At 59.7% G+C, this 18,929-nt stretch carries 19 protein-coding genes; 10 read left to right on the top strand and 9 right to left on the bottom strand.

From position 1 onward, the window contains the following. Positions 1 to 3: 3 nt before the first annotated feature. A complete protein-coding gene (gene aroQ, locus ACLD1X_RS22960; protein WP_429371556.1) occupies positions 4 to 444 on the bottom strand; it encodes a type II 3-dehydroquinate dehydratase in 441 nt (146 codons plus the stop codon). 140 nt (positions 445 to 584) lie between these two features. Then, a complete protein-coding gene (locus ACLD1X_RS22955; RefSeq protein ID WP_429371554.1) occupies positions 585 to 1,496 on the bottom strand; it encodes a LysR substrate-binding domain-containing protein in 912 nt (303 codons plus the stop codon). Positions 1,497 to 1,722: 226 nt separating this feature from the next. On the opposite strand from ACLD1X_RS22955, the gene ACLD1X_RS22950 reads away from it, so the two are divergent. Next, positions 1,723 to 2,151 carry a DUF4160 domain-containing protein gene (locus tag ACLD1X_RS22950; protein WP_429371552.1) on the top strand — a complete coding sequence of 143 codons (429 nt, stop codon included), beginning with the start codon at positions 1,723 to 1,725 and terminating at the stop codon, positions 2,149 to 2,151. Continuing rightward, positions 2,148 to 2,618, top strand: a complete 471-nt coding sequence (locus tag ACLD1X_RS22945) for a DUF2442 domain-containing protein (protein ID WP_429371550.1) — start codon at positions 2,148 to 2,150, stop codon at positions 2,616 to 2,618. The genes ACLD1X_RS22950 and ACLD1X_RS22945 overlap by 4 nt, the downstream gene beginning before the upstream one ends. Positions 2,619 to 2,648: 30 nt before the next feature. Here ACLD1X_RS22945 and trmA read toward each other — a convergent pair whose 3' ends face one another. Next, entirely contained in the window at positions 2,649 to 3,728 is a 1,080-nt protein-coding gene (trmA, locus tag ACLD1X_RS22940; protein WP_429371548.1) for a tRNA (uridine(54)-C5)-methyltransferase TrmA, read from the bottom strand. Then, positions 3,725 to 5,020, bottom strand: coding sequence for an NCS2 family permease (locus tag ACLD1X_RS22935; RefSeq protein ID WP_121105741.1), 1,296 nt, complete (start codon positions 5,018 to 5,020; stop codon positions 3,725 to 3,727). Before ACLD1X_RS22935 ends, trmA begins: the two co-directional genes overlap by 4 nt. A 223-nt stretch (positions 5,021 to 5,243) precedes the next feature. On the opposite strand from ACLD1X_RS22935, the gene ACLD1X_RS22930 reads away from it, so the two are divergent. Next, positions 5,244 to 5,690, top strand: coding sequence for a DUF4879 domain-containing protein (locus tag ACLD1X_RS22930; RefSeq protein ID WP_429371546.1), 447 nt, complete (start codon positions 5,244 to 5,246; stop codon positions 5,688 to 5,690). 68 nt (positions 5,691 to 5,758) lie between these two features. Then, positions 5,759 to 6,310 carry a DJ-1 family glyoxalase III gene (locus tag ACLD1X_RS22925; RefSeq protein WP_429371544.1) on the top strand — a complete coding sequence of 184 codons (552 nt, stop codon included), beginning with the start codon at positions 5,759 to 5,761 and terminating at the stop codon, positions 6,308 to 6,310. A gap of 6 nt (positions 6,311 to 6,316) precedes the next feature. On the opposite strand, the gene ACLD1X_RS22920 is transcribed toward ACLD1X_RS22925, so the two are convergent. After that, positions 6,317 to 7,567: an MFS transporter gene (locus ACLD1X_RS22920; RefSeq protein WP_429371542.1), complete on the bottom strand. Its 1,251-nt coding sequence runs from the start codon at positions 7,565 to 7,567 to the stop codon at positions 6,317 to 6,319. A 484-nt stretch (positions 7,568 to 8,051) separates the two neighbouring features. On the opposite strand from ACLD1X_RS22920, the gene ACLD1X_RS22915 reads away from it, so the two are divergent. The 3 genes from ACLD1X_RS22915 (at position 8,052) to ACLD1X_RS22905 (ending at position 10,754) form a co-directional block, all read left to right on the top strand. Beyond that, positions 8,052 to 9,488 (top strand): cytochrome ubiquinol oxidase subunit I, encoded by a 1,437-nt coding sequence (locus ACLD1X_RS22915; RefSeq protein WP_429371540.1) that lies wholly within the window; start codon positions 8,052 to 8,054, stop codon positions 9,486 to 9,488. Between the two features lie 3 nt (positions 9,489 to 9,491). Further along, positions 9,492 to 10,499: a cytochrome d ubiquinol oxidase subunit II gene (gene cydB, locus ACLD1X_RS22910; protein ID WP_429371538.1), complete on the top strand. Its 1,008-nt coding sequence runs from the start codon at positions 9,492 to 9,494 to the stop codon at positions 10,497 to 10,499. Positions 10,500 to 10,586: 87 nt separating this feature from the next. Then, positions 10,587 to 10,754, top strand: a complete 168-nt coding sequence (locus ACLD1X_RS22905; protein WP_007975773.1) for a DUF2474 domain-containing protein — start codon at positions 10,587 to 10,589, stop codon at positions 10,752 to 10,754. 64 nt (positions 10,755 to 10,818) lie between these two features. Here the strand turns inward: ACLD1X_RS22905 and ACLD1X_RS22900 are convergent, their stop codons facing one another. Further along, entirely contained in the window at positions 10,819 to 11,943 is a 1,125-nt protein-coding gene (locus ACLD1X_RS22900; RefSeq protein ID WP_429371535.1) for a methyltransferase, read from the bottom strand. Positions 11,944 to 12,118: 175 nt separating this feature from the next. After that, the gene (locus ACLD1X_RS22895; RefSeq protein WP_429371533.1) at positions 12,119 to 12,832 is read right to left on the bottom strand and encodes a helix-turn-helix transcriptional regulator; all 714 of its coding nucleotides are present in this window, start codon (positions 12,830 to 12,832) and stop codon (positions 12,119 to 12,121) included. A gap of 302 nt (positions 12,833 to 13,134) precedes the next feature. On the opposite strand from ACLD1X_RS22895, the gene ACLD1X_RS22890 reads away from it, so the two are divergent. Next, entirely contained in the window at positions 13,135 to 13,911 is a 777-nt protein-coding gene (locus ACLD1X_RS22890) for a ferredoxin--NADP reductase (RefSeq protein ID WP_429371531.1), read from the top strand. A gap of 45 nt (positions 13,912 to 13,956) precedes the next feature. Here the strand turns inward: ACLD1X_RS22890 and mscL are convergent, their stop codons facing one another. Further along, positions 13,957 to 14,370 carry a large-conductance mechanosensitive channel protein MscL gene (gene mscL, locus ACLD1X_RS22885; protein WP_429371529.1) on the bottom strand — a complete coding sequence of 138 codons (414 nt, stop codon included), beginning with the start codon at positions 14,368 to 14,370 and terminating at the stop codon, positions 13,957 to 13,959. A gap of 615 nt (positions 14,371 to 14,985) precedes the next feature. On the opposite strand from mscL, the gene radA reads away from it, so the two are divergent. Next, on the top strand, positions 14,986 to 16,353 hold the full coding sequence (radA, locus tag ACLD1X_RS22880) for a DNA repair protein RadA (RefSeq protein WP_429371527.1): 1,368 nt from the start codon (positions 14,986 to 14,988) through the stop codon (positions 16,351 to 16,353). A 119-nt stretch (positions 16,354 to 16,472) separates the two neighbouring features. Here radA and ACLD1X_RS22875 read toward each other — a convergent pair whose 3' ends face one another. After that, the gene (locus ACLD1X_RS22875) at positions 16,473 to 16,841 is read right to left on the bottom strand and encodes a PilZ domain-containing protein (protein WP_429371525.1); all 369 of its coding nucleotides are present in this window, start codon (positions 16,839 to 16,841) and stop codon (positions 16,473 to 16,475) included. Between the two features lie 160 nt (positions 16,842 to 17,001). Here ACLD1X_RS22875 and ACLD1X_RS22870 point away from each other — a divergent pair. Beyond that, positions 17,002 to 18,929, top strand: a 1,928-nt coding sequence (locus ACLD1X_RS22870) for a carbon starvation CstA family protein (RefSeq protein WP_429371523.1), incomplete at its 3' end; no start/stop codon positions are given.

The following is an 18,929-nucleotide window of genomic DNA, read 5'->3' as shown; positions in this document are numbered from 1 at the left end:
CGATCACCCCTTCAAACGAAGACTGAAGTGTTCCAGCGCCAGGCGATAGCCGTGGCTGCCAAAACCGGCCAGCACCGCCGTCGCAATGGCAGATACGAACGAGTGGTGGCGGAAGGGCTCGCGGGCATGCACGTTGGACAGGTGGACTTCGATGACTGGCAGTTCACTGGCGACCAAGGCATCGCGGATGGCGACCGAGGTGTGGGTCCACGCGGCAGGATTGATGACGATCCCGGCGCAGCGACCGCGGGCCGCGTGAATCCAGTCGAGCAATTCGCCTTCGTGGTTGGTCTGGCGAAACTCCACCGCCAGGCCGAATTCTTCGGCGGCGCGCCCACACAGGGCCGAAATGTCTGCCAGGGTTTCGTGGCCGTAAGTCGCCGGTTCACGGGTGCCGAGCAGGTTCAGGTTCGGGCCGTTGAGCACCAGAACGATAGGGGGCATCGGAATCTCTCCACTTATTGTTTTTGGAATCGGCCGAGGTTCCCGGCCTGTGGAGATAAATTGTACTAACTAGTTAATTCGGTCAATTGCAGAGAAGGCACGCCGACGGTTTGTGGGCGATGATCGGACACTTTCGCTGTTCAGCGCGGCAGATGCTCCACCAGAAAATCAATGAACGCCCGCAAGCGCAGCGGGACATGACGGCTTTGCGGGTAAAGCAGCGTGAATGGCCGCGAGCGTCCGCCATACGGCTTGAGCACTTCCACCAGCGATCCGTCGGCCAGCTCCTTTTCAACGATAAAGCGGTAGGTCTGAAACAACCCGGCCCCATGTTTGGCCAGGGTCACGCCGCCCAGCACATCGTCGGAGCAACTGAGGTTGCCCTCGGCCAGAATCTCCCGGGGCAGGCCTTCATCGTTGAACAGCCAGGCAATGCGTCGGCCGCTGCTGGGCAATTCGTACTGAATGCATTCGTGGTTTTCGAGATCGTCGAGGGTTTGCGGAGTGCCGGCCCGTTTCAGGTAATCAGGGCTGGCGATCATCACCAGGGCGGCATCTTCCAGTTGTCGGGCGATCAGGCCCGAATCCGGGATGGCTCGCACACGAATCGCCATGTCGTAGCCTTCGCCGACGAAATCGATGTTGCGGTTGCTGATGTGCGACTCGACCTTCACCGCCGGATAACGCGCGCGAAATTCCGGCAGCAGCGGCAGGATTCGATGATGCGCGTAGGTGGTCGGAATACTGATGCGCAAAGTACCGGACGGCACTTGCTGCTGGCCCATCACCTCACGCTGGGCCTCGACCAGTTGTGCCAGGGCCTGGCGGCATTCCTCGTAATAGCGGCGACCGCTGTCGGTCAGCTTCACGCTGCGTGTGGTGCGCGCGAACAGGCGCACGCCCAGGCGTTCTTCCATGCGCGACACCGAACGGCTGACGGCAGCGGGCGTGACACCTGCCACCAGCGCCGCGGCAGTAAAACTGCCGGCCTCGGCGGCCAGGCAAAACAGTTCGATGCTGCCCAACTGAAGATCGTCGAATTGTCGCTGCATGATTGATTACACCGGGGATCAGATGAGGGAACTGGATCAGTATTTATCAGGTGCAAGTGCTGTAAAGAAAGGATTTCTTACCAATTCGCGTGGTGCTCCGCAGGCCCGAGAATCGCCGGAACGCTAGCCTGAGGACGGAAGAAACGATTCGACTGCCAATGCCAGCGGTCGGATTCTCCAGGGAATGTCGAATCCACGGATTCGTTAACCTAACGGATGGGTTAGCATGAAGGTATGCAGTTTCAAAGGACTGTCGGTCGTGATCATGTTGCGAGACGAGCATTGTCCGCCTCATGCGCATGTGGAAGCGGGTACGTGGAGTGCGAGATTCAGGTTCAGCTTTTGGCACAACGCTGTCGAGCTCTGGGATGTTGTCCCGCTTTCGCGCCGGCCACCGTTGGCGGTGCTCGAGGGTTTGCGCCAGTCGCTCAAGCATCCTGCCCATTTGCGGCGCGCCCGGAGTATCTGGTGGCAAAAACTGCAAACGGCCTGTCTTGATAATCAATTGTGGGACTGGCAAAGCAACGAAGTCGTTGTGGTGAAAAGGGTTGTCAGCACGACCAATATGATTGGATCGGCTTGGTACGTACCTGAATCGAACAAGACAGTGCTGTCTCTGGTTGGCACACAGGAAGGTGTGGAGATTGAGTTATGAAAACCATAAAAGCCAAGGTTCAGGCCGATAATCCCATAACGGAAAGTGGCCTGGACAAAGCCATTGAGCGTGGCGAAATACGCAAGAAAAACAGCCTGCAAGCGACAGCGGTTACTTACTTGCCCCCCTGTCTGGCCGTCAGCTTCGAAGACGGCAGCGGCGTATTGTTACCCGTGGCCAACTATCCGGAGTTCGATGATTTCGAGGTCGAGGACTTCTCCAGTCTGACTTTCGGCTACGCGGGGACTGCACTGTGCCATGAGGGCAAGGACCTGCATGTCTCTATCGCCGGGATGATCTCTGCGAGCAAGCCGCTGATGGCCATGGCGGCCTCGGTCGTCGCTTCGCGCAATGGTCGTCAGAGCAGCGCCGCAAAGTCTGAAGCTGCGCGGGCTAACGGCAGAAAAGGCGGGCGCCCGCGCAAGGTCGATGCTGCCTTGCAAGTGCCCACAAAAAAGCCGTCGTGAAGACGGCTTTTTTGTGGCTGGCAGGAGCCATCAACGCCGGGTCAGCATCACCCCGGACTCCATGTGATGGGTCCACGGGAACTGGTCGAACATCGCGCACCGGGTGATGCGGTGGGTGTCGTGCAGTTGGGCGATGTTGGCGGCCAGGGTCTGCGGGTTGCAGGAGATGTACAGGATGTTGTCGAAGCGCCGGGTCAGCTCGCAGGTGTCCGGGTCCATGCCGGCGCGGGGCGGGTCGACGAACACGCTGCCGAACTCGTAGCTCTTGAGGTCGATGCCGTGCAGGCGGCGAAACGGACGCACTTCGTTCAGGGCTTCGGTCAGTTCTTCGGCGGACAAACGCACCAGGGTGACGTTATCCACCGCGTTTTCGCTGAGATTGCTCAACGCTGCGTTGACCGAGGTCTTGCTGATTTCGGTGGCCAGCACTTTGCGCACGCGGGTAGCGAGGGGCAGGGTGAAGTTGCCGTTGCCGCAATACAGCTCCAGCAAATCGTCCGGGCGATCGCCAAGCGCATCGTATGCCCAGTTGAGCATCTTCTGGTTCACCGTACCGTTGGGCTGGGTGAAGGCGCCCTCTGGCTGACGGAAACTGAAGGTACGGCCGCCGACGTCCAGTTGCTCGACCACATAATCGTGACCGATGACTTCGCGCTTGCCCTTGGAACGGCCGATGATGCTGACGTTCAGGTCCGTGGCCAGTTTCGAAGCCGCCGCGTGCCAGTGCTCGTCCAGCGGACGGTGATAGCACAGGGTGATCATCGCGTCGCCGGCCAGCGTGGTCAGGAACTCCACCTGGAACAGCTTGTGGCTCAGGGCCGCGCTGGCCTGCCATGCAGCCTTGAGCTGCGGCATCAACTGGTTGATGCGCAGGCTGGCAATCGGGAACTCTTCGATCAGGATCGGCGTGCGTTTGTCTTCCTGGGAAAACATCGCGTAATGACGCTCGCCGGCCTCGCGCCACAGGCGGAACTCGGCGCGCAGGCGAAAGTTTTTCAGCGGCGAATCGAAAACGGCTGGCTCGGGTGCATCGAACGGGGCCAGCAGGTCGCGCAAACGCGTGACCTTTTCTTCGAGCTGAACGGCATAGGCCTGGGAATCAAAAGTCATGCGTTGAACCAACCCAGCTTGATCACGAACAGGATCGACAGGATCACCAGCGCCGGGTTCAGTTCACGGCCGCGACCGGACATCAGCTTGATGGCGGTCCAGGAAATGAAACCGAAGGCGATGCCATTGGCGATGGAGTAAGTGAACGGCATCGCCAGCGCGGTGATTACGACCGGCGCGGCAACCGTGATGTCGTCCCAGTCTATTTCGGCCAGGCCGGATGTCATCAGCACGGCGACGAACAGCAGGGCCGGTGCGGTGGCGAAGGCTGGAACGCTGGCGGCCAGTGGCGAGAAGAACAGCGCCAGCAGGAACAGGATCGCGACGACGATGGCGGTCAGGCCGGTGCGGCCACCGGCACTCACGCCAGCGGCTGATTCGATGTAGCTGGTGGTGGTCGAGGTGCCCAGCAGCGAACCGGCCATGGCCGCGGTGCTGTCGGCGATCAGGGCGCGCCCCATTTTCGGCATGTGGCCGTCCTTGCCCATCAGGCCGGCGCGCTTGGCCACTCCGATCAGGGTGCCGGAGTTGTCGAACAGGTCGACGAACAGGAACGCAAAAATCACGCTGACCAGACCGATGTCCAGTGCACCCTTGATGTCCAGCTGCAGGAAGGTCGGGGCCAGCGACGGCGGCATCGACATCACGCCGCCGAACGGGGTGAAGCCCATCACGATCGACACGATGGTCACCACCAGAATGCCGATCAGCACCGCACCGCGCACGGCAAGGGCTTCAAGCGCGACGATCAGGGCAAAACCGAGGGTGGCGAGGATCGGCGCCGGTTGTTTCAGGTCACCGAGGCCGACCATGGTCGCCGGGTTGCTGACCACGATACCGGCGTTGTGCAGGGCGATCAGCGCCAGGAACAGGCCGATGCCGGCAGCGATCGCCGAGCGCAGCGGCAGCGGGATGCTGTTGATGATCCACTCACGGATGCGGAAGATCGACAGCAGGAAGAAACACACCGCCGAGATGAATACCGCGCCCAGCGCCACTTGCCAGGTATGGCCCATGTGCAGGACCACGGTGTAGGTAAAGAAGGCGTTCAGGCCCATGCCCGGTGCGAGGGCGATCGGGTAGTTGGCGATCAGGCCCATGACCGTCGAGCCGATGGCAGCTGCCAGGCAGGTGGCGACAAACACCGCGCCCTTGTCCATGCCTGTCTCGCCGAGGATGCTCGGGTTGACGAACAGAATGTAGGCCATGGCCAAAAAGGTCGTGACGCCCGCCAGAATCTCGGTCCGCACGTTGGTGTTGTGTGCCTTGAGTTGAAACAGCCTTTCCAGCATGTCTGCTCCCCGTGGCGCGCCGGGCGCCGTGAATGTATCGACCTCAACAGCAAAGCACAGGCAGCAGAACGCGCCTGGAAATTACTGTGGGCCGGAAAAAGCCGCGCATCATACCAGTAGCTTGGGAATATGGCTGCTTATGGTGGTGATCGTCGTCGATGTTTTGCGACAAAGCCAAGTGCGCCATACTGCGCGCTGGTTTTTTGGGGTGGATGGGTCCTGCATGAAAAAGCGTCTGGTTGCCGCCTTCGGAGTAGCGATGGCGTTGTTTTTCGGGGCTCAAACGGCCGTGGCGGCTTCGGCTCCGCCGCTGACGCAATTGAAAGTGCTCAAAGTCGCATCGCCGTCCTGTGGCGTCGAGAACATCGACGAAGGGCAAACCCGGACCCGCTGCGACCACAATGGCCCGAATATCACGGTGTACGTGCTGGAAGTGGGTTATGGGCGCGAGGCCCATGTCGCCCTGGACGGTTTCGAAGTGAATGGCACCCGCACACCGGTCTGCGCGTTCAAGAACGGCAACCTGACCAGTTGTACCCCGGGGGAAAAAACCGTCGGCTATTTGTATGCCCTTGATCTGGCAGGCAAGCAGGAAGGCACGCTGACCTTCAGCAACACTTCCATCAATGCGCCCGGCAATACGATGTCGACGCAGCTTTATATCCAGTAACCGCAGGTATTGAACAAGGGTCAGGAAAGCTGGCTACGCTTAAAAGATCACTCCGTGGACAGTACCCGATGACCTTTAGAGCCTTGATTGCCCTTGCCGAGGGTACCGACGACCTGCAAACCGTGACCCTGATCGACGTACTGCGCCGCGCCAGAATAGAAGTGGTGGTGGCCAGCATCGAAGGGCGGCGCATGCTCACCTGTGCCCGCGGTACTCGCCTGACGTCCGATGCGATGCTGGTGGACTTGCTGGCGCAACCCTTTGACCTGATCGCCTTGCCGGGTGGTGCGGTGGGTTCGCAGCACCTGGCGGCACACCAACCCCTGCAACAGTTGATCAAGGATCAGGCGGCAGCCGGTCGCCTGTTCGCCGGCATCGCCGAATCGCCCGCCGTGGCGCTGCAGGCCTTTGGGGTATTACGCCAACGGCGCATGACCTGCCTGCCTTCGGCCAGCCATCAACTGTCGGGCTGCTCCTTCGTCGATCAGCCGGTGGTGGTCGACGGCAATTGCATCACTGCCCAGGGCTCAGGCGCCGCTTTGGCGTTTGCCCTGGCACTGGTGGAGCAACTCTGCGGCAAAGCCATGCGCACGACGGTGGCGGGGGAGTTGTTGGTTTAGGTTGTTTCAGGCTTTCGCCTCTTCCTTCTCTTCATCTTTAGCCACGTGCATGCGATCGCGGCTGGCCAGTGTCGGGAACAGTTTGACCCACACCCCGGTCACCACCAACGTGCCGATCCCGCCCATGACCACGGCTGGCACGGTGCCGAACCAGTGGGCAGTCAGGCCCGATTCGAATTCTCCCAGCTGGTTCGAAGCACCGATGAACAAACCGTTCACGGCGCTGACCCGGCCGCGCATTTCGTCCGGGGTTTCCAGTTGCACGAACGAGGCGCGGATCACCATGCTGATCATGTCTGCCGCGCCCAACACCACCAACACCGCCAAGGAAAACCAGAACGAGGTCGACAGGCCGAAGGCGATGGTTGCCACACCGAAGATGCCCACGGCGGTGAACATCACCCGCCCGACATTGCGCTCCACGGCAAACCGCGCCAGTAGCAGTGACATCAGCAGCGCACCCACTGCCGGTGCCGAGCGCAACAGGCCCAGTCCCCAGGGGCCGGTCAGCAGGATGTCCTTGGCGAACACCGGCAGCAGCGCCGTTGCACCGCCCAAAAGCACCGCGAACAGATCGAGGGAGATCGCCCCGAGAATGTCCGGTCGACTGCGGATGAAGCGAATGCCCGCCAGCAGTGAATCCAGAGTGGCCTTGCCCTTGTTCAGCGGGGTTTGCCGGGCTGGCAGGTTGAGCATCAGCGAACAGGCGATGACATACAACAACACCGTCGGGCCATACACCCAGACGCTGCCGAAGGCGTAGAGCAAGCCGCCCAGGGCCGGGGCGACGATGGTTGCCGATTGCTGGGCCGATTGCGCGGCGGCCACCGCACGGGGAAACAGCGCGCTGGGCACGATGCTGGGCAGCAGGGCCTGGGTGGTCGGCATTTCAAAGGAGCGAGCGGCACCGAGCAGGAAGGCCAGGATGAAGATCATTTCCCGGGTGACATGGTCGGTCGCGCTGCCGATGGCCAGCGACAGGGCGATCAGAGCCTGCAAGGACTGGCAGATCGCCGCCACCTTGCGCCGGTCATAGCGGTCGGCGACGTGCCCGGTGTGCAGCATGAACAGCACGCGCGGAGCGAACTCGACCAGGCCGACCAGGCCCAGGTCAAGCACGTTGCCGGTCAATTGATACAGGTTCCAGCCGATGGCCACGGTGAGCATCTGGAAGCCGCTGGCGGTGAATATCCGGGCCAGCCAGAACGCAAGAAAAGGACGGTGGTGACGTAACAGCAAGGGCTCTTGGCTGGGCATCTGCGGGAAAATCTGGGGAGAGGGGAACGGCGAGATTAGCATCAACCTGTAACAGGAAGTTGCCATGACAAAAAATTTAGTTAGCTAGATACCTATCTTGAGAACACAGGAAACACTGTGGGAGCGGGCTTGCCCGCGAAGAGGGCGGCACATCCGGCATTGAAGTCGGCTGACACTCCGCCTTCGCGGGCAAGCCCGCTCCCACAGGATATGTGTTGCAGCAGATAACAAAGGCCATGAGGCAACTTGTCACGCGGCAAAAGACCACGCGGGTTATCCCCGAAAATGGGACTACTCTTTCAACGTTGATTGATCCAGATCAAGACCCGCAAAGGGAATTGATCCGGCGGCCGCAAGGCCAGACTCCCTGCGTTGTGATGCGTGCAGAAAAAGAACAAAAAGGGATTCGCCACACTCCATATCCGTGGGGGCCGTGGGTGCAGGCTTCCAGCCGGCAGCCGTACTACCTGACAGAGGAAGACTTATGTTCGGTTTAGAGGCACTTGATCTCGCCCGAATCCAGTTCGCGTTCACCATCTCGTTCCACATTCTGTTTCCGGCCATCACCATCGGCCTGGCGAGTTACCTGGCGGTACTCGAAGGCCTCTGGCTGAAAACCCATGACGACACCTACCGTGACCTCTATCATTTCTGGTCGAAGATCTTTGCCGTCAACTTCGGCATGGGGGTGGTTTCCGGCCTGGTAATGGCCTATCAGTTCGGCACCAACTGGAGCCGCTTCTCGGACTTCGCCGGTTCCGTGACCGGGCCGTTGCTGACCTATGAAGTGCTCACGGCGTTCTTCCTCGAGGCCGGGTTCCTCGGCGTCATGCTGTTTGGCTGGAACAAGGTCGGGCGTGGCCTGCACTTCTTCGCCACCGTGATGGTCGCTATCGGTACGCTGATCTCGACCTTCTGGATTCTCGCCTCCAACAGCTGGATGCAGACCCCGCAGGGCTTCGAGATCGTCAACGGCCAGGTCATCCCCACCGACTGGCTGGCGATTATCTTCAACCCCTCGTTCCCTTATCGCCTGATGCACATGGCCACGGCGGCGTTCGTGGCCACGGCCTTCTTCGTCGGTGCCTCCGCGGCCTGGCATTTGCTGCGCGGCAAGGACAACCCGGCGATCCGCAAGATGCTCTCGATGGCCATGTGGATGGCATTGATCGTGGCGCCGATCCAGGCGGTCATCGGTGACTTCCACGGCCTCAACACGCTGGAGCATCAGCCAGCGAAAATCGCTGCGATCGAGGGGCACTGGGAAAACAAAGGCAACGAGGCGACGCCGTTGATCCTGTTCGGCTGGCCCGACATGAAGGAGGAGAGGACCAAGTTTGCTGTCGAAATCCCGTACCTGGGGAGCCTGATCCTCACGCATTCCCTGGATAAACAGGTGCCGGCGCTCAAGGAGTTCCCGCCCGAAGACCGGCCAAACTCGACCATCGTGTTCTGGTCATTCCGGATCATGGTGGGCCTGGGCTTCCTGATGATCTTCACCGGGTTGTGGAGCCTGTGGCTGCGCAAGCGTGACACCCTCTACACCTCGCGGCCGTTCCTGTACCTGGCGTTGTGGATGGGGCCGTCAGGCCTGATCGCGATCCTCGCCGGCTGGTTCACTACGGAAATCGGTCGTCAGCCGTGGGTGGTCTACGGCCTGATGCGTACGGCGGATGCGTCGTCCAACCATAGCTTCATGCAGATGAGCATCACCCTGATCCTGTTTGTCGTGGTTTATTTCGCGCTGTTTGGCGCCGGTCTTGGCTACATGATGCGCCTGGTGCGCAAGGGGCCGAAGATCGACGAAGGCAAGGAAACCAACGACGGCGGCCCCGGCCAGAAGCGCACACCGGCCCGTCCGCTGTCCGCAGCCGACGACGATCACGTCGATGCCGACCACAGCCTGACCAAGGAGATTTGAATCATGGGTATTGATCTTCCGCTGATCTGGGCCGTGATCATCATCTTCGGCATCATGATGTACGTGGTCATGGACGGTTTCGACCTGGGCATCGGCATTCTCTTCCCGTTCATTCCGGGCAAGACCGATCGCGATGTGATGATGAACACCGTCGCCCCTGTCTGGGACGGCAACGAGACCTGGCTGGTGTTGGGGGGCGCGGCGTTGTTCGGCGCGTTTCCGCTGGCGTACTCGGTGGTGCTTTCGGCGTTGTACCTGCCGTTGATCCTGATGTTGATCGGGTTGATCTTCCGCGGTGTGGCCTTCGAGTTCCGCTTCAAGGCCAGGGATGACAAGCGTCACCTGTGGGACAAGGCGTTCATCGGTGGCTCGGTCACTGCAACGTTCTTCCAGGGCGTTGCGCTCGGCGCGTTCATCGATGGGCTGCCGGTGGTCAACCGGCAGTTCGCCGGTGGTTCACTGGACTGGCTGACGCCGTTCACGATGTTCTGTGGTGCGGCGCTGGTGGTGGCCTATGCGTTGCTCGGTTGCACCTGGCTGATCATGAAGACCGAAGGCAAGTTGCAGGAACAGATGCATGACCTGGCACGGCCACTGGCTTACGTGCTGCTGGCAGTGATCGGCATCGTCAGCATCTGGACCCCGCTGGCCCACACGGAAATCGCCGCACGCTGGTTCACCATGCCGAATCTGTTCTGGTTCATGCCGGTGCCGATCCTGGTGCTGGTGACGATGTACGGCCTGATCCGCGCCGTGGCCCGCAATGCGCACTACACGCCATTCCTGCTGACCCTGGTGCTGATCTTCCTCGGTTACAGCGGGCTGGGCATCAGCCTGTGGCCGAACATCATCCCGCCGTCGATCTCGATCTGGGATGCGGCCGCGCCGCCGCAAAGCCAGGGCTTCATGCTGGTGGGCACGCTGTTCATCATCCCGTTCATCCTGGGCTACACCTTCTGGAGCTACTACGTGTTCCGCGGCAAGGTCACCCATGAAGACGGCTATCACTAGCCTGTTGCACCCTGCACCTGTGGGAGCGAGCTTGCTCGCGATGGCGTCGGAGGCGACGCCATCAATCTTGAAGAGGATTGAAACGTTATGGCTGCCAAACATTCCCTGCACGACATTGAAGAAGCCGAAAAAAAGCCGCTGTGGCAGCGGCTCGGCTGGTTGGCGCTGATCTGGGTCGGCAGCGTGGGCGCCTTGTTCATCGTCGCCAGCCTGATGCGACTGTTCATGAACGCGGCCGGCCTGACCACGCACTGACATCTCTCCCGTAGCCTCAAGGCACGGTTTTATAACCCTCCGACCGGAGGGTTTTTTTTGCCTGTTACTTGCGTGCCTTGAGGATCACGAACTTCGGATTGGCCGCCACTTGCTCGACGCCGCGGAACAACCGCGCCAGCTTGCTGTGGTAACCCAAATGACGATTGCCGACGATGTACAGCGCGCCGCCCACGACCAGCGCTTCGCGCGCCTGCTGGAACATCCGCCAGGCCAGGAAGTCGCCAACCACTTGCTGCTGGTGAAACGGTGGATTGCACAGTACGACATCAAGCGATTGCGCTTCCTGGCCGGCCAGGCCATCGCCGGCACGCACGGTCACTTCCCGATCACCCAGCGCTGCGCGCCAGTTTTCGCGGGCCGATTGCACGGCCATGAAGGATTCGTCCACCAGGGTGTAGTGGGCTTCGGGGTTTTGCAGGGCGCTGGCGATGGCCAGAACGCCGTTGCCGCAACCGAGATCGGCGACCCGCGCCGTGCCGAGGTTTTTCGGCAGGTGTGGCAAAAACGCCCGGGTGCCAATGTCCAGGCCTTCACGGCAAAACACATTGGCGTGGTTGAGCAGTTCGATAGCCGGTTCATCGAGTCTGTATCGCGTCGGGTAAGGCGATACGACTGGCGTTTTGTCTTGAACCGTGGCAATCAATAGCCGCGCCTTCTTCACGGCCAACGAGGCTTGCACGGGGCCGATGTAACGCTCCAGCAAGTCTCCCGCCGCCCGGGGCAGATGCTTGATCATGGCCGCGGCAACCACTTGGGCGCCGGGTGCCAGTTGGCCTTGCAGGCGGATCAGTTGTTCTTCCAGCAGCGCCAGGGTTTTCGGTACACGAATCAGCACGCAGTCGAACGGCCCGAGAGGGACCTCGCTGGCGGGGATGCCCGGTACCGCATCAAACGCCAGGCCGTTGCGCACCAGGTTCTTTTCCATACCCTGGAAAGCCAGGAACGAATCACCGCTGCTGACCACCCGCACCTTACCCGCCAGGCTGGCGGCCAACGCGCCGAAACTGTCATTGAGCACCAATACCCGGGAGTCTGGCGCCGGCTGCTGTTCGGCCAGATGATTGAGCAGGTATTCATCGGCCGCATCGAAGGCTTGCAGCGGTTCGTTCTGCTGTTCGGGCTGACGGATCAGGTCGAGGCTGGCGAAGGGGGTTTCGAGCAAAGGCATGGGGTGGGGCTCTGGATTATCAACGGATGTCCCGCTGCCTGAAGGCGTTGGAGCGGGCGGAGCCGTCCGAGTGTACTGCGTCGGGAAGGACTACACGTCAACACTCAAGAAGGATCGCAAATGGTACGTTTTTTTACCTTGGATTGCCCGCAGGTTTTCCCGCCGCCGGGCGTTTTCAGATGGCTCCGGACCGGGCCGCGGCGATGACGGCCGCAATCTTGTTGTTGACGCCGAGTTTCTCGATAGCCCTGTGCACATGAAAGTTGACGGTGCGTTCACTCAAATTGAGGATCCTGGCAATTTCATAGGCCGTCTTGCCATCGGCCGACAGTTTCAGTACTTCGAGTTCCCGCCGTGACAAGGGGGAAGCCTTGGGGTGAGCCGGTTTTTTCGGTTGCATGGCGATCGCAAGAGCGTGCAAATGGCGACTGATGAATACCGAAAATCCGAGATTCTCGTACAGCTCATAGGCCGAGATCGGGCAATGGCTTCTGGCCAGGCTGAGAATGCTGTGCAGGCCGGTTTCCTCATCGTGGATCGCCTGGGACCAACCATGCTGCAAACCTTGTTGCTGTAACAACTGCCAGAGCCATGGCGTACTGGAAAAAAGCTCTTTGCTCCAGAGAACAGGCAACATTGAGTGATTGCAATGCGCTACTACTGGGTCTATTTGCGTGGCGTTGTTCTTTTCATATTGAATATTCCACTCATGGGGGAAATTGTTCAGGTTCACTGAACGGGTGTCGACCCCGACTGAGTTCGAAGTAATTGAAAATCCACAAAATTTATATCCCAGGTTTCTGGCGAAGTTGAGTGCGATTTGATAGGCCGTATTGATCTCTTGTGTATGCGCCAATTGCTTGAGTTGTGATTCTTTCCAGATCTCCATGGAATGTTCTCCATAAGTGCGTCTTTTTGTAAAAAATTGGATCCGAAATCCGGCACGTCACGAGTGTAGGGCAATTCCTACGGATATGGTGCGACAATTTTGCTCTTTGATTGTTGGAAAAGTGTATTTCAGGTTCTTAGGCTATCGATGAATTATAAGATGCCATGTGTCATTTTATATCTATGGTTGTTTGTGGTGTTTAGTAAGCGGTCACAGATGCACATTAATGCCACTACAAATTACCGGTGGTTACGCTGCTTCCTTTGCGGGACACTGGGGGTGTCTGTTGATTGGAGCCTTCCATGTCCGTCAGTGAAGAAAAATTTACGCGCCAGACCTTGCTCGAGGTGCATCCTCTGACTCCGAACCTGTTTACCCTGCGCGCCACGCGGGATGCGGGGTTTCGTTTTCGGGCAGGGCAGTTTGCCCGATTGGGCGTCACCAAGGCTGACGGCGGCACGGTATGGCGCGCCTACTCCATGGTGTCCTCGCCGTTTGACGAGTTCCTGGAGTTCTTTTCCATTGTCGTACCGGGCGGTGAGTTCACCAGCGAGCTGAGCCGTCTGGGTGTTGGCGATACACTGCTGGTCGACCGACAGGCCTTTGGGTATCTGACGCTTGACCGCTTTGCAGACGGGCGTGACCTGTGGTTGTTATCCACAGGCACGGGCCTGGCGCCGTTCCTGTCGATACTCCAGGACTTCGAAGTCTGGGAGCGATTCGAGCGGATCATCCTGGTCTACAGCGTTCGTGAAGCCCGGGAGCTGGCTTATCTGGAACTGATCGCAGGGCTGACGCAACGTGAGTATCTGGCGGAATACGCACACAAATTGCAATTCATCACCACGGTCACTCGTGAGCAGCATCCTGGTGCATTGAACGGGCGGATAACCACGCTGATTGAAAACGGCGAGCTGGAGCGCGTCGCCGGTGTAGCGCTGACGCCCGAGCATTCACGGGTCATGCTGTGCGGCAATCCGCAGATGATCGATGACACGCGCAAGCTGCTTAAACAATGGGACATGCACTTGAGCCTCAGCCGGCGACCGGGCCAGGTGGCGGTGGAAAACTTCTGGTAAGAAAAACGGCGCCTCAAAGGCGCCGTTTTCTTTCTGCCAATGCAGTCAAGGCCGGTTGTTCTGGGCCTTGAGCAAGTCACGGATCTCGCCCAGCAGTTCCTCTTCCTTGGTGGGGGCCGGCGGCAGGCTAGGGGCCACGGCCTCTTCGCGCTTCAGGCGATTGATGGCCTTGACGCCCATGAAAATAGCGAAGGCGACGATGACGAAGTCGATGATGGTCTGGATGAATTTGCCGTAGGCCAGCACCACCGCCGGGGTAGTGCCTTCTGCTGCCTTGAGCGTTATGGCCAGATCACTGAAGTCCACACCGCCGATCAACATCCCGATTGGCGGCATGATCAGGTCACCGACAAACGACGTGACGATTTTGCCGAAGGCCGCACCGATGATGATGCCGACGGCCATGTCGACCACGTTGCCTTTGACCGCGAAGGCCTTGAACTCGTTTAACACGCCCATAGGTTATTTCCTTGTTACAGATGAGGTTGATAGACGCAGTGTAAATCAGCAAATCGCATCCTGCTTGAATCAAGTGCCTGTTGTGCTTGCCGGCAATCGACCCTGGCTGTGTTGAAAAACTCACCGATCGATCGCATCTGCGGGGCGGCCAGCCCTTCTGCAGGGTAAGCAGGCGGCGTTTATATGAGCGAGCCAGGGTTGAGAGACAACAACTGAATCGTGATGTTGAAATTGATCCGGAAATTGGAAGTCAGGAAGTCGTGTTGAAAGTTAATGGTGCATATTGTGGTGCGAACTATTTAGTTAATTTTTTCTGTTTAATAATTTGTGTATTCTCAGAGTTGGCTCCGTGTTATGTGTAAGTGTATTCGTAGTTATGCATAAATAATGAGAATGAATAAATCTTGTATAAGTTTCAAGTCATGCGGTATGGCATATTGCTAGAGTTTGTTGGCCGTATTGAGAGAAAAACTTATACAAGGTTTCGTGAAGTGTGTATCTCAATATGCCTGGATTTAATCAGGATGTTTGAAGCCGTCAATGGGCTTGCGAAATATCTGGCCGCACTCGCGCACCCCAGCTGAGCTATCATCGCGTTTTTTTCCGGGAGTTCCGATGGCCAAGGCCAAGCGCATGTACGGCTGCACCGAGTGCGGCTCAACTTTCCCCAAATGGGCTGGCCAGTGTGGTGAGTGCGGGGCCTGGAACACGCTCACCGAAACCCTGGTGGAAAGCGGCGGGGCAGCCGCCCCCAGCGGTCGTACCGGCTGGGCTGGCCAGCAGGCGCAGATCAAGACCCTGGCTGAAGTCAGTGTCGAAGAAATTCCGCGTTTCTCCACCGCATCCAGCGAACTCGACCGGGTTCTGGGCGGAGGGCTGGTGGATGGCTCGGTGGTGCTGATCGGTGGCGACCCGGGCATCGGCAAGTCGACCATTCTGTTGCAAACCCTGTGCAACCTCGCCAAGAGCATGTCGGCGCTGTACGTCACCGGTGAAGAGTCCCAGCAACAAGTGGCCATGCGCGCACGACGCCTGGGGTTGCCTCAGGATCAACTGCGGGTCATGACCGAGACCTGCATCGAAGCCATCATTGCCACGGCCCGCCAGGAAAAGCCCAGGGTGATGGTGATCGACTCGATCCAGACGATCTTTACCGAGCAACTGCAATCGGCACCGGGTGGTGTATCCCAGGTGCGCGAAAGCGCGGCGTTGCTGGTGCGTTATGCCAAGCAGAGCGGTACGGCGATTTTCCTGGTGGGCCACGTTACCAAGGAAGGCGCGCTGGCTGGCCCTCGGGTGCTGGAGCACATGGTCGACACCGTGCTGTATTTCGAAGGTGAGTCCGATGGACGCCTGCGTCTGCTGCGGGCGGTAAAGAACCGTTTCGGTGCCGTCAATGAACTGGGCGTGTTCGGCATGACCGACAAGGGACTGAAAGAAGTCTCCAATCCGTCGGCGATTTTTCTGACCCGCGCCCAGGAAGAGGTCCCAGGCAGTGTGGTGATGGCAACCTGGGAAGGCACGCGGCCGATGCTGGTGGAGGTTCAGGCGCTGGTGGACGACAGTCACCTGGCCAACCCGCGTCGGGTCACGCTGGGGCTGGATCAAAACCGGCTGGCGATGTTGCTGGCGGTGCTGCACCGTCACGGTGGCATTCCGACCCACGATCAGGACGTGTTCCTCAACGTGGTCGGTGGGGTCAAGGTGCTGGAAACGGCGTCCGACCTGGCGTTGATGGCGGCGGTGATGTCCAGTTTGCGTAACCGGCCGTTGCCCCACGATCTGCTGGTGTTCGGTGAAGTCGGGCTGTCCGGTGAGGTGCGCCCGGTGCCGAGCGGCCAGGAGCGTTTGAAAGAAGCGGCCAAGCACGGCTTCAAGCGGGCCATCGTGCCCAAGGGTAATGCGCCGAAAGAGGCACCGGCAGGGTTGCAGATCATTGCCGTTACGCGCCTGGAGCAGGCACTCGACGCATTGTTCGAATAAACACTGACCTTGTGGGAGCGAGCCTGCTCGCGAAGGCGGTATGACAGACAACATCAGTGTTGAATGTGATGCCCTCTTCGCGAGCAGGCTCGCTCCCACACTGGATAGATGCCGGGCGGTCAGACTTCGATCAGGGCACCCAGTTCGCGCTCAAGCTCCTGCTGGTCGCCAAGGTTGAGCTCGATCAACCGCCGCAGGCGTTCGATGGACTCCAGGCTGATGTGCAGGCAGGCAAAGCCGAGTTGACCATGGTCGTCGTGGGTCAATCGCACATCCATGGTGATGTCGGCCTCTTCGCTCAGATGAATGTCGACCAGAAAATCCTGCCGTGGATTGCCCGACCACGGATCGGGTCGCTCGATCAGTAAACCCTTGAGCGACAGATCAACCAGCTTCACCGGCCAGGTGGATTCACCCTGACTCAGCTCGGTTCGGGCATCGAACGCAATACGTTTGAAGCGGCGACGTTCGGCAGGGTGCTCGATCATGGCGCGATCCTCGGAAATGTACGCTGACTATAGACCCGCCTGATCAAAGGCTGCCAGCGGGTGCCGGTGTCCAGACCAATGTCGGGGTATGGCCTTTGCCGTCAGGAGCGCTAAACTCGAGGTGGCTGTCTTTCTTGTCCACTCTGGCTGGAATAATAAAATGAAAAATAATAATAGCCCGCTACGCCATTTGCCTTGGCTGTTGCTGGCAATCGTAGGTGCGTGCGCCCTGGGTGTCGTGGCATTGCGCCGAGGCGAGGCAATCAACGCCTTGTGGATTGTGGTCGCTTCCGTGGCCATCTATCTGGTTGCCTACCGCTACTACAGTCTGTTCATCGCCAACAATGTCATGCAGCTCGATGCGCGACGGGCCACTCCCGCTGTACTCAACAATGACGGTCTGGACTACGTTCCGACCAACAAACACATTCTTTTTGGTCACCACTTCGCCGCCATCGCCGGTGCAGGGCCGCTGGTCGGCCCGGTGCTGGCCGCGCAGATGGGCTACCTGCCCGGTACGCTGTGGCTGATCGCCGGCGTGGTGCTGGCCGGTGCCGTGCAGGACTTCATGGTCCTGTTCATGTCCACCCGCCGCAACGGCCGGTCGCTGGGCGACATGGTCCGTGAAGAGATGGGTCGCATCCCCGGCACCATCGCGCTGTTCGGTTGCTTCCTGATCATGATCATCATCCTCGCGGTGCTGGCGCTGATCGTGGTCAAAGCCCTGGCCGAAAGCCCGTGGGGCATTTTCACGGTGATGGCGACCATCCCGATCGCGATGTTCATGGGCATCTATATGCGCTACATCCGCCCCGGTCGCATCGGTGAAATCTCGGTGATCGGCGTGCTGTTGCTGCTCGGTTCGATCTGGCTCGGCGGGCAGATCGCCGCGGACCCGGTGTGGGCCAAGGCGTTCAGCTTCACTGGCGTACAAATCACCTGGATGCTGATCGGCTACGGTTTTGTCGCGGCGGTGTTGCCGGTGTGGCTGATCCTGGCGCCGCGTGACTATCTCTCCACCTTCCTGAAAATCGGCACCATCGTCGCCTTGGCCATCGGCATCCTGATCACCATGCCCGAGTTGAAAATGCCGGCCCTGACCCAGTTCATCGACGGTACCGGCCCGGTATGGAAGGGCGGTCTGTTCCCGTTCCTGTTCATCACCATCGCCTGTGGCGCGGTGTCGGGTTTCCATGCGCTGATCTCTTCCGGCACCACGCCGAAACTGCTGGATAACGAAACCAACGCCCGCTACATCGGTTACGGCGGCATGCTGATGGAGTCGTTCGTCGCGATCATGGCAATGGTTGCCGCGTCGGTGATCGAGCCGGGCGTGTACTTCGCCATGAACAGCCCGGCCGCGGTCGTCGGCGGTGATGTGGTGGCGGTCGCGACAGCGGTCAGCAACTGGGGCTTCGCGATTACCCCGGAAGCCCTGCAAGCGGTGGCCCGCGACATCGGTGAAACCACCATCCTGGCCCGTGCCGGCGGTGCGCCAACCCTGGCGGTGGGGATCGCACAGATCCTGCACAGTGTCCTGCCGGGTGAAAACACCATGGCGTTCTGGTATCACTTCGCGATCCTGTTCGAAGCGCTGTTCATCCTGACCGCGGTCGACGCCGGTACCCGTGCCGGGCGCTTCATGCTCCAGGACCTGCTCGGCTCGTTCGTGCCGGCCCTGCGTCGCACCGAATCCTGGACCGCCAACCTGATCGCCACCGCCGGTTGTGTGGCCATGTGGGGCTGGTTGCTGTACCAGGGCGTAATCGACCCGCTGGGCGGCATCAACACCTTGTGGCCACTGTTCGGTATCTCCAACCAGATGCTGGCCGGTATAGCGCTGATGCTCGGCACCGTAGTGCTGATCAAGATGAAACGCCAACGCTACATCTGGGTAACCTTGGTGCCGGCGGCATGGCTGCTGATCTGCACCACCACCGCCGGCTTCATCAAGCTGTTCGATGCCAACCCGGCGATCGGCTTCCTGGCCCTGGCAAAAAAATACAGCGATGCCCTGGCCAATGGTCAGATCATCGCCCCGGCCAAGGACATCACCCAGATGCAGCACGTGATCTTCAACGCCTACAC

The organism is Pseudomonas sp. 18173, from assembly GCF_050432945.1.
GTDB lineage: Bacteria > Pseudomonadota > Gammaproteobacteria > Pseudomonadales > Pseudomonadaceae > Aquipseudomonas.
Note: the sequence above shows the minus strand (reverse complement) of the source record. Positions and strands in the feature narration are given on the sequence as shown.

What these genes read in the sequence shown, in the direction of transcription:
- aroQ (WP_429371556.1), bottom strand. Translation starts at nt 444, where the DNA reads ATGCCCCCTATCGTTCTGGTGCTCAACGGCCCGAACCTGAACCTGCTC.
- ACLD1X_RS22955 (WP_429371554.1), bottom strand. Translation starts at nt 1,496, where the DNA reads ATGCAGCGACAATTCGACGATCTTCAGTTGGGCAGCATCGAACTGTTT.
- ACLD1X_RS22950 (WP_429371552.1), top strand. Translation starts at nt 1,723, where the DNA reads ATGAAGGTATGCAGTTTCAAAGGACTGTCGGTCGTGATCATGTTGCGA.
- ACLD1X_RS22945 (WP_429371550.1), top strand. Translation starts at nt 2,148, where the DNA reads ATGAAAACCATAAAAGCCAAGGTTCAGGCCGATAATCCCATAACGGAA.
- trmA (WP_429371548.1), bottom strand. Translation starts at nt 3,728, where the DNA reads ATGACTTTTGATTCCCAGGCCTATGCCGTTCAGCTCGAAGAAAAGGTC.
- ACLD1X_RS22935 (WP_121105741.1), bottom strand. Translation starts at nt 5,020, where the DNA reads ATGCTGGAAAGGCTGTTTCAACTCAAGGCACACAACACCAACGTGCGG.
- ACLD1X_RS22930 (WP_429371546.1), top strand. Translation starts at nt 5,244, where the DNA reads ATGAAAAAGCGTCTGGTTGCCGCCTTCGGAGTAGCGATGGCGTTGTTT.
- ACLD1X_RS22925 (WP_429371544.1), top strand. Translation starts at nt 5,759, where the DNA reads ATGACCTTTAGAGCCTTGATTGCCCTTGCCGAGGGTACCGACGACCTG.
- ACLD1X_RS22920 (WP_429371542.1), bottom strand. Translation starts at nt 7,567, where the DNA reads ATGCCCAGCCAAGAGCCCTTGCTGTTACGTCACCACCGTCCTTTTCTT.
- ACLD1X_RS22915 (WP_429371540.1), top strand. Translation starts at nt 8,052, where the DNA reads ATGTTCGGTTTAGAGGCACTTGATCTCGCCCGAATCCAGTTCGCGTTC.
- cydB (WP_429371538.1), top strand. Translation starts at nt 9,492, where the DNA reads ATGGGTATTGATCTTCCGCTGATCTGGGCCGTGATCATCATCTTCGGC.
- ACLD1X_RS22905 (WP_007975773.1), top strand. Translation starts at nt 10,587, where the DNA reads ATGGCTGCCAAACATTCCCTGCACGACATTGAAGAAGCCGAAAAAAAG.
- ACLD1X_RS22900 (WP_429371535.1), bottom strand. Translation starts at nt 11,943, where the DNA reads ATGCCTTTGCTCGAAACCCCCTTCGCCAGCCTCGACCTGATCCGTCAG.
- ACLD1X_RS22895 (WP_429371533.1), bottom strand. Translation starts at nt 12,832, where the DNA reads ATGGAGATCTGGAAAGAATCACAACTCAAGCAATTGGCGCATACACAA.
- ACLD1X_RS22890 (WP_429371531.1), top strand. Translation starts at nt 13,135, where the DNA reads ATGTCCGTCAGTGAAGAAAAATTTACGCGCCAGACCTTGCTCGAGGTG.
- mscL (WP_429371529.1), bottom strand. Translation starts at nt 14,370, where the DNA reads ATGGGCGTGTTAAACGAGTTCAAGGCCTTCGCGGTCAAAGGCAACGTG.
- radA (WP_429371527.1), top strand. Translation starts at nt 14,986, where the DNA reads ATGGCCAAGGCCAAGCGCATGTACGGCTGCACCGAGTGCGGCTCAACT.
- ACLD1X_RS22875 (WP_429371525.1), bottom strand. Translation starts at nt 16,841, where the DNA reads ATGATCGAGCACCCTGCCGAACGTCGCCGCTTCAAACGTATTGCGTTC.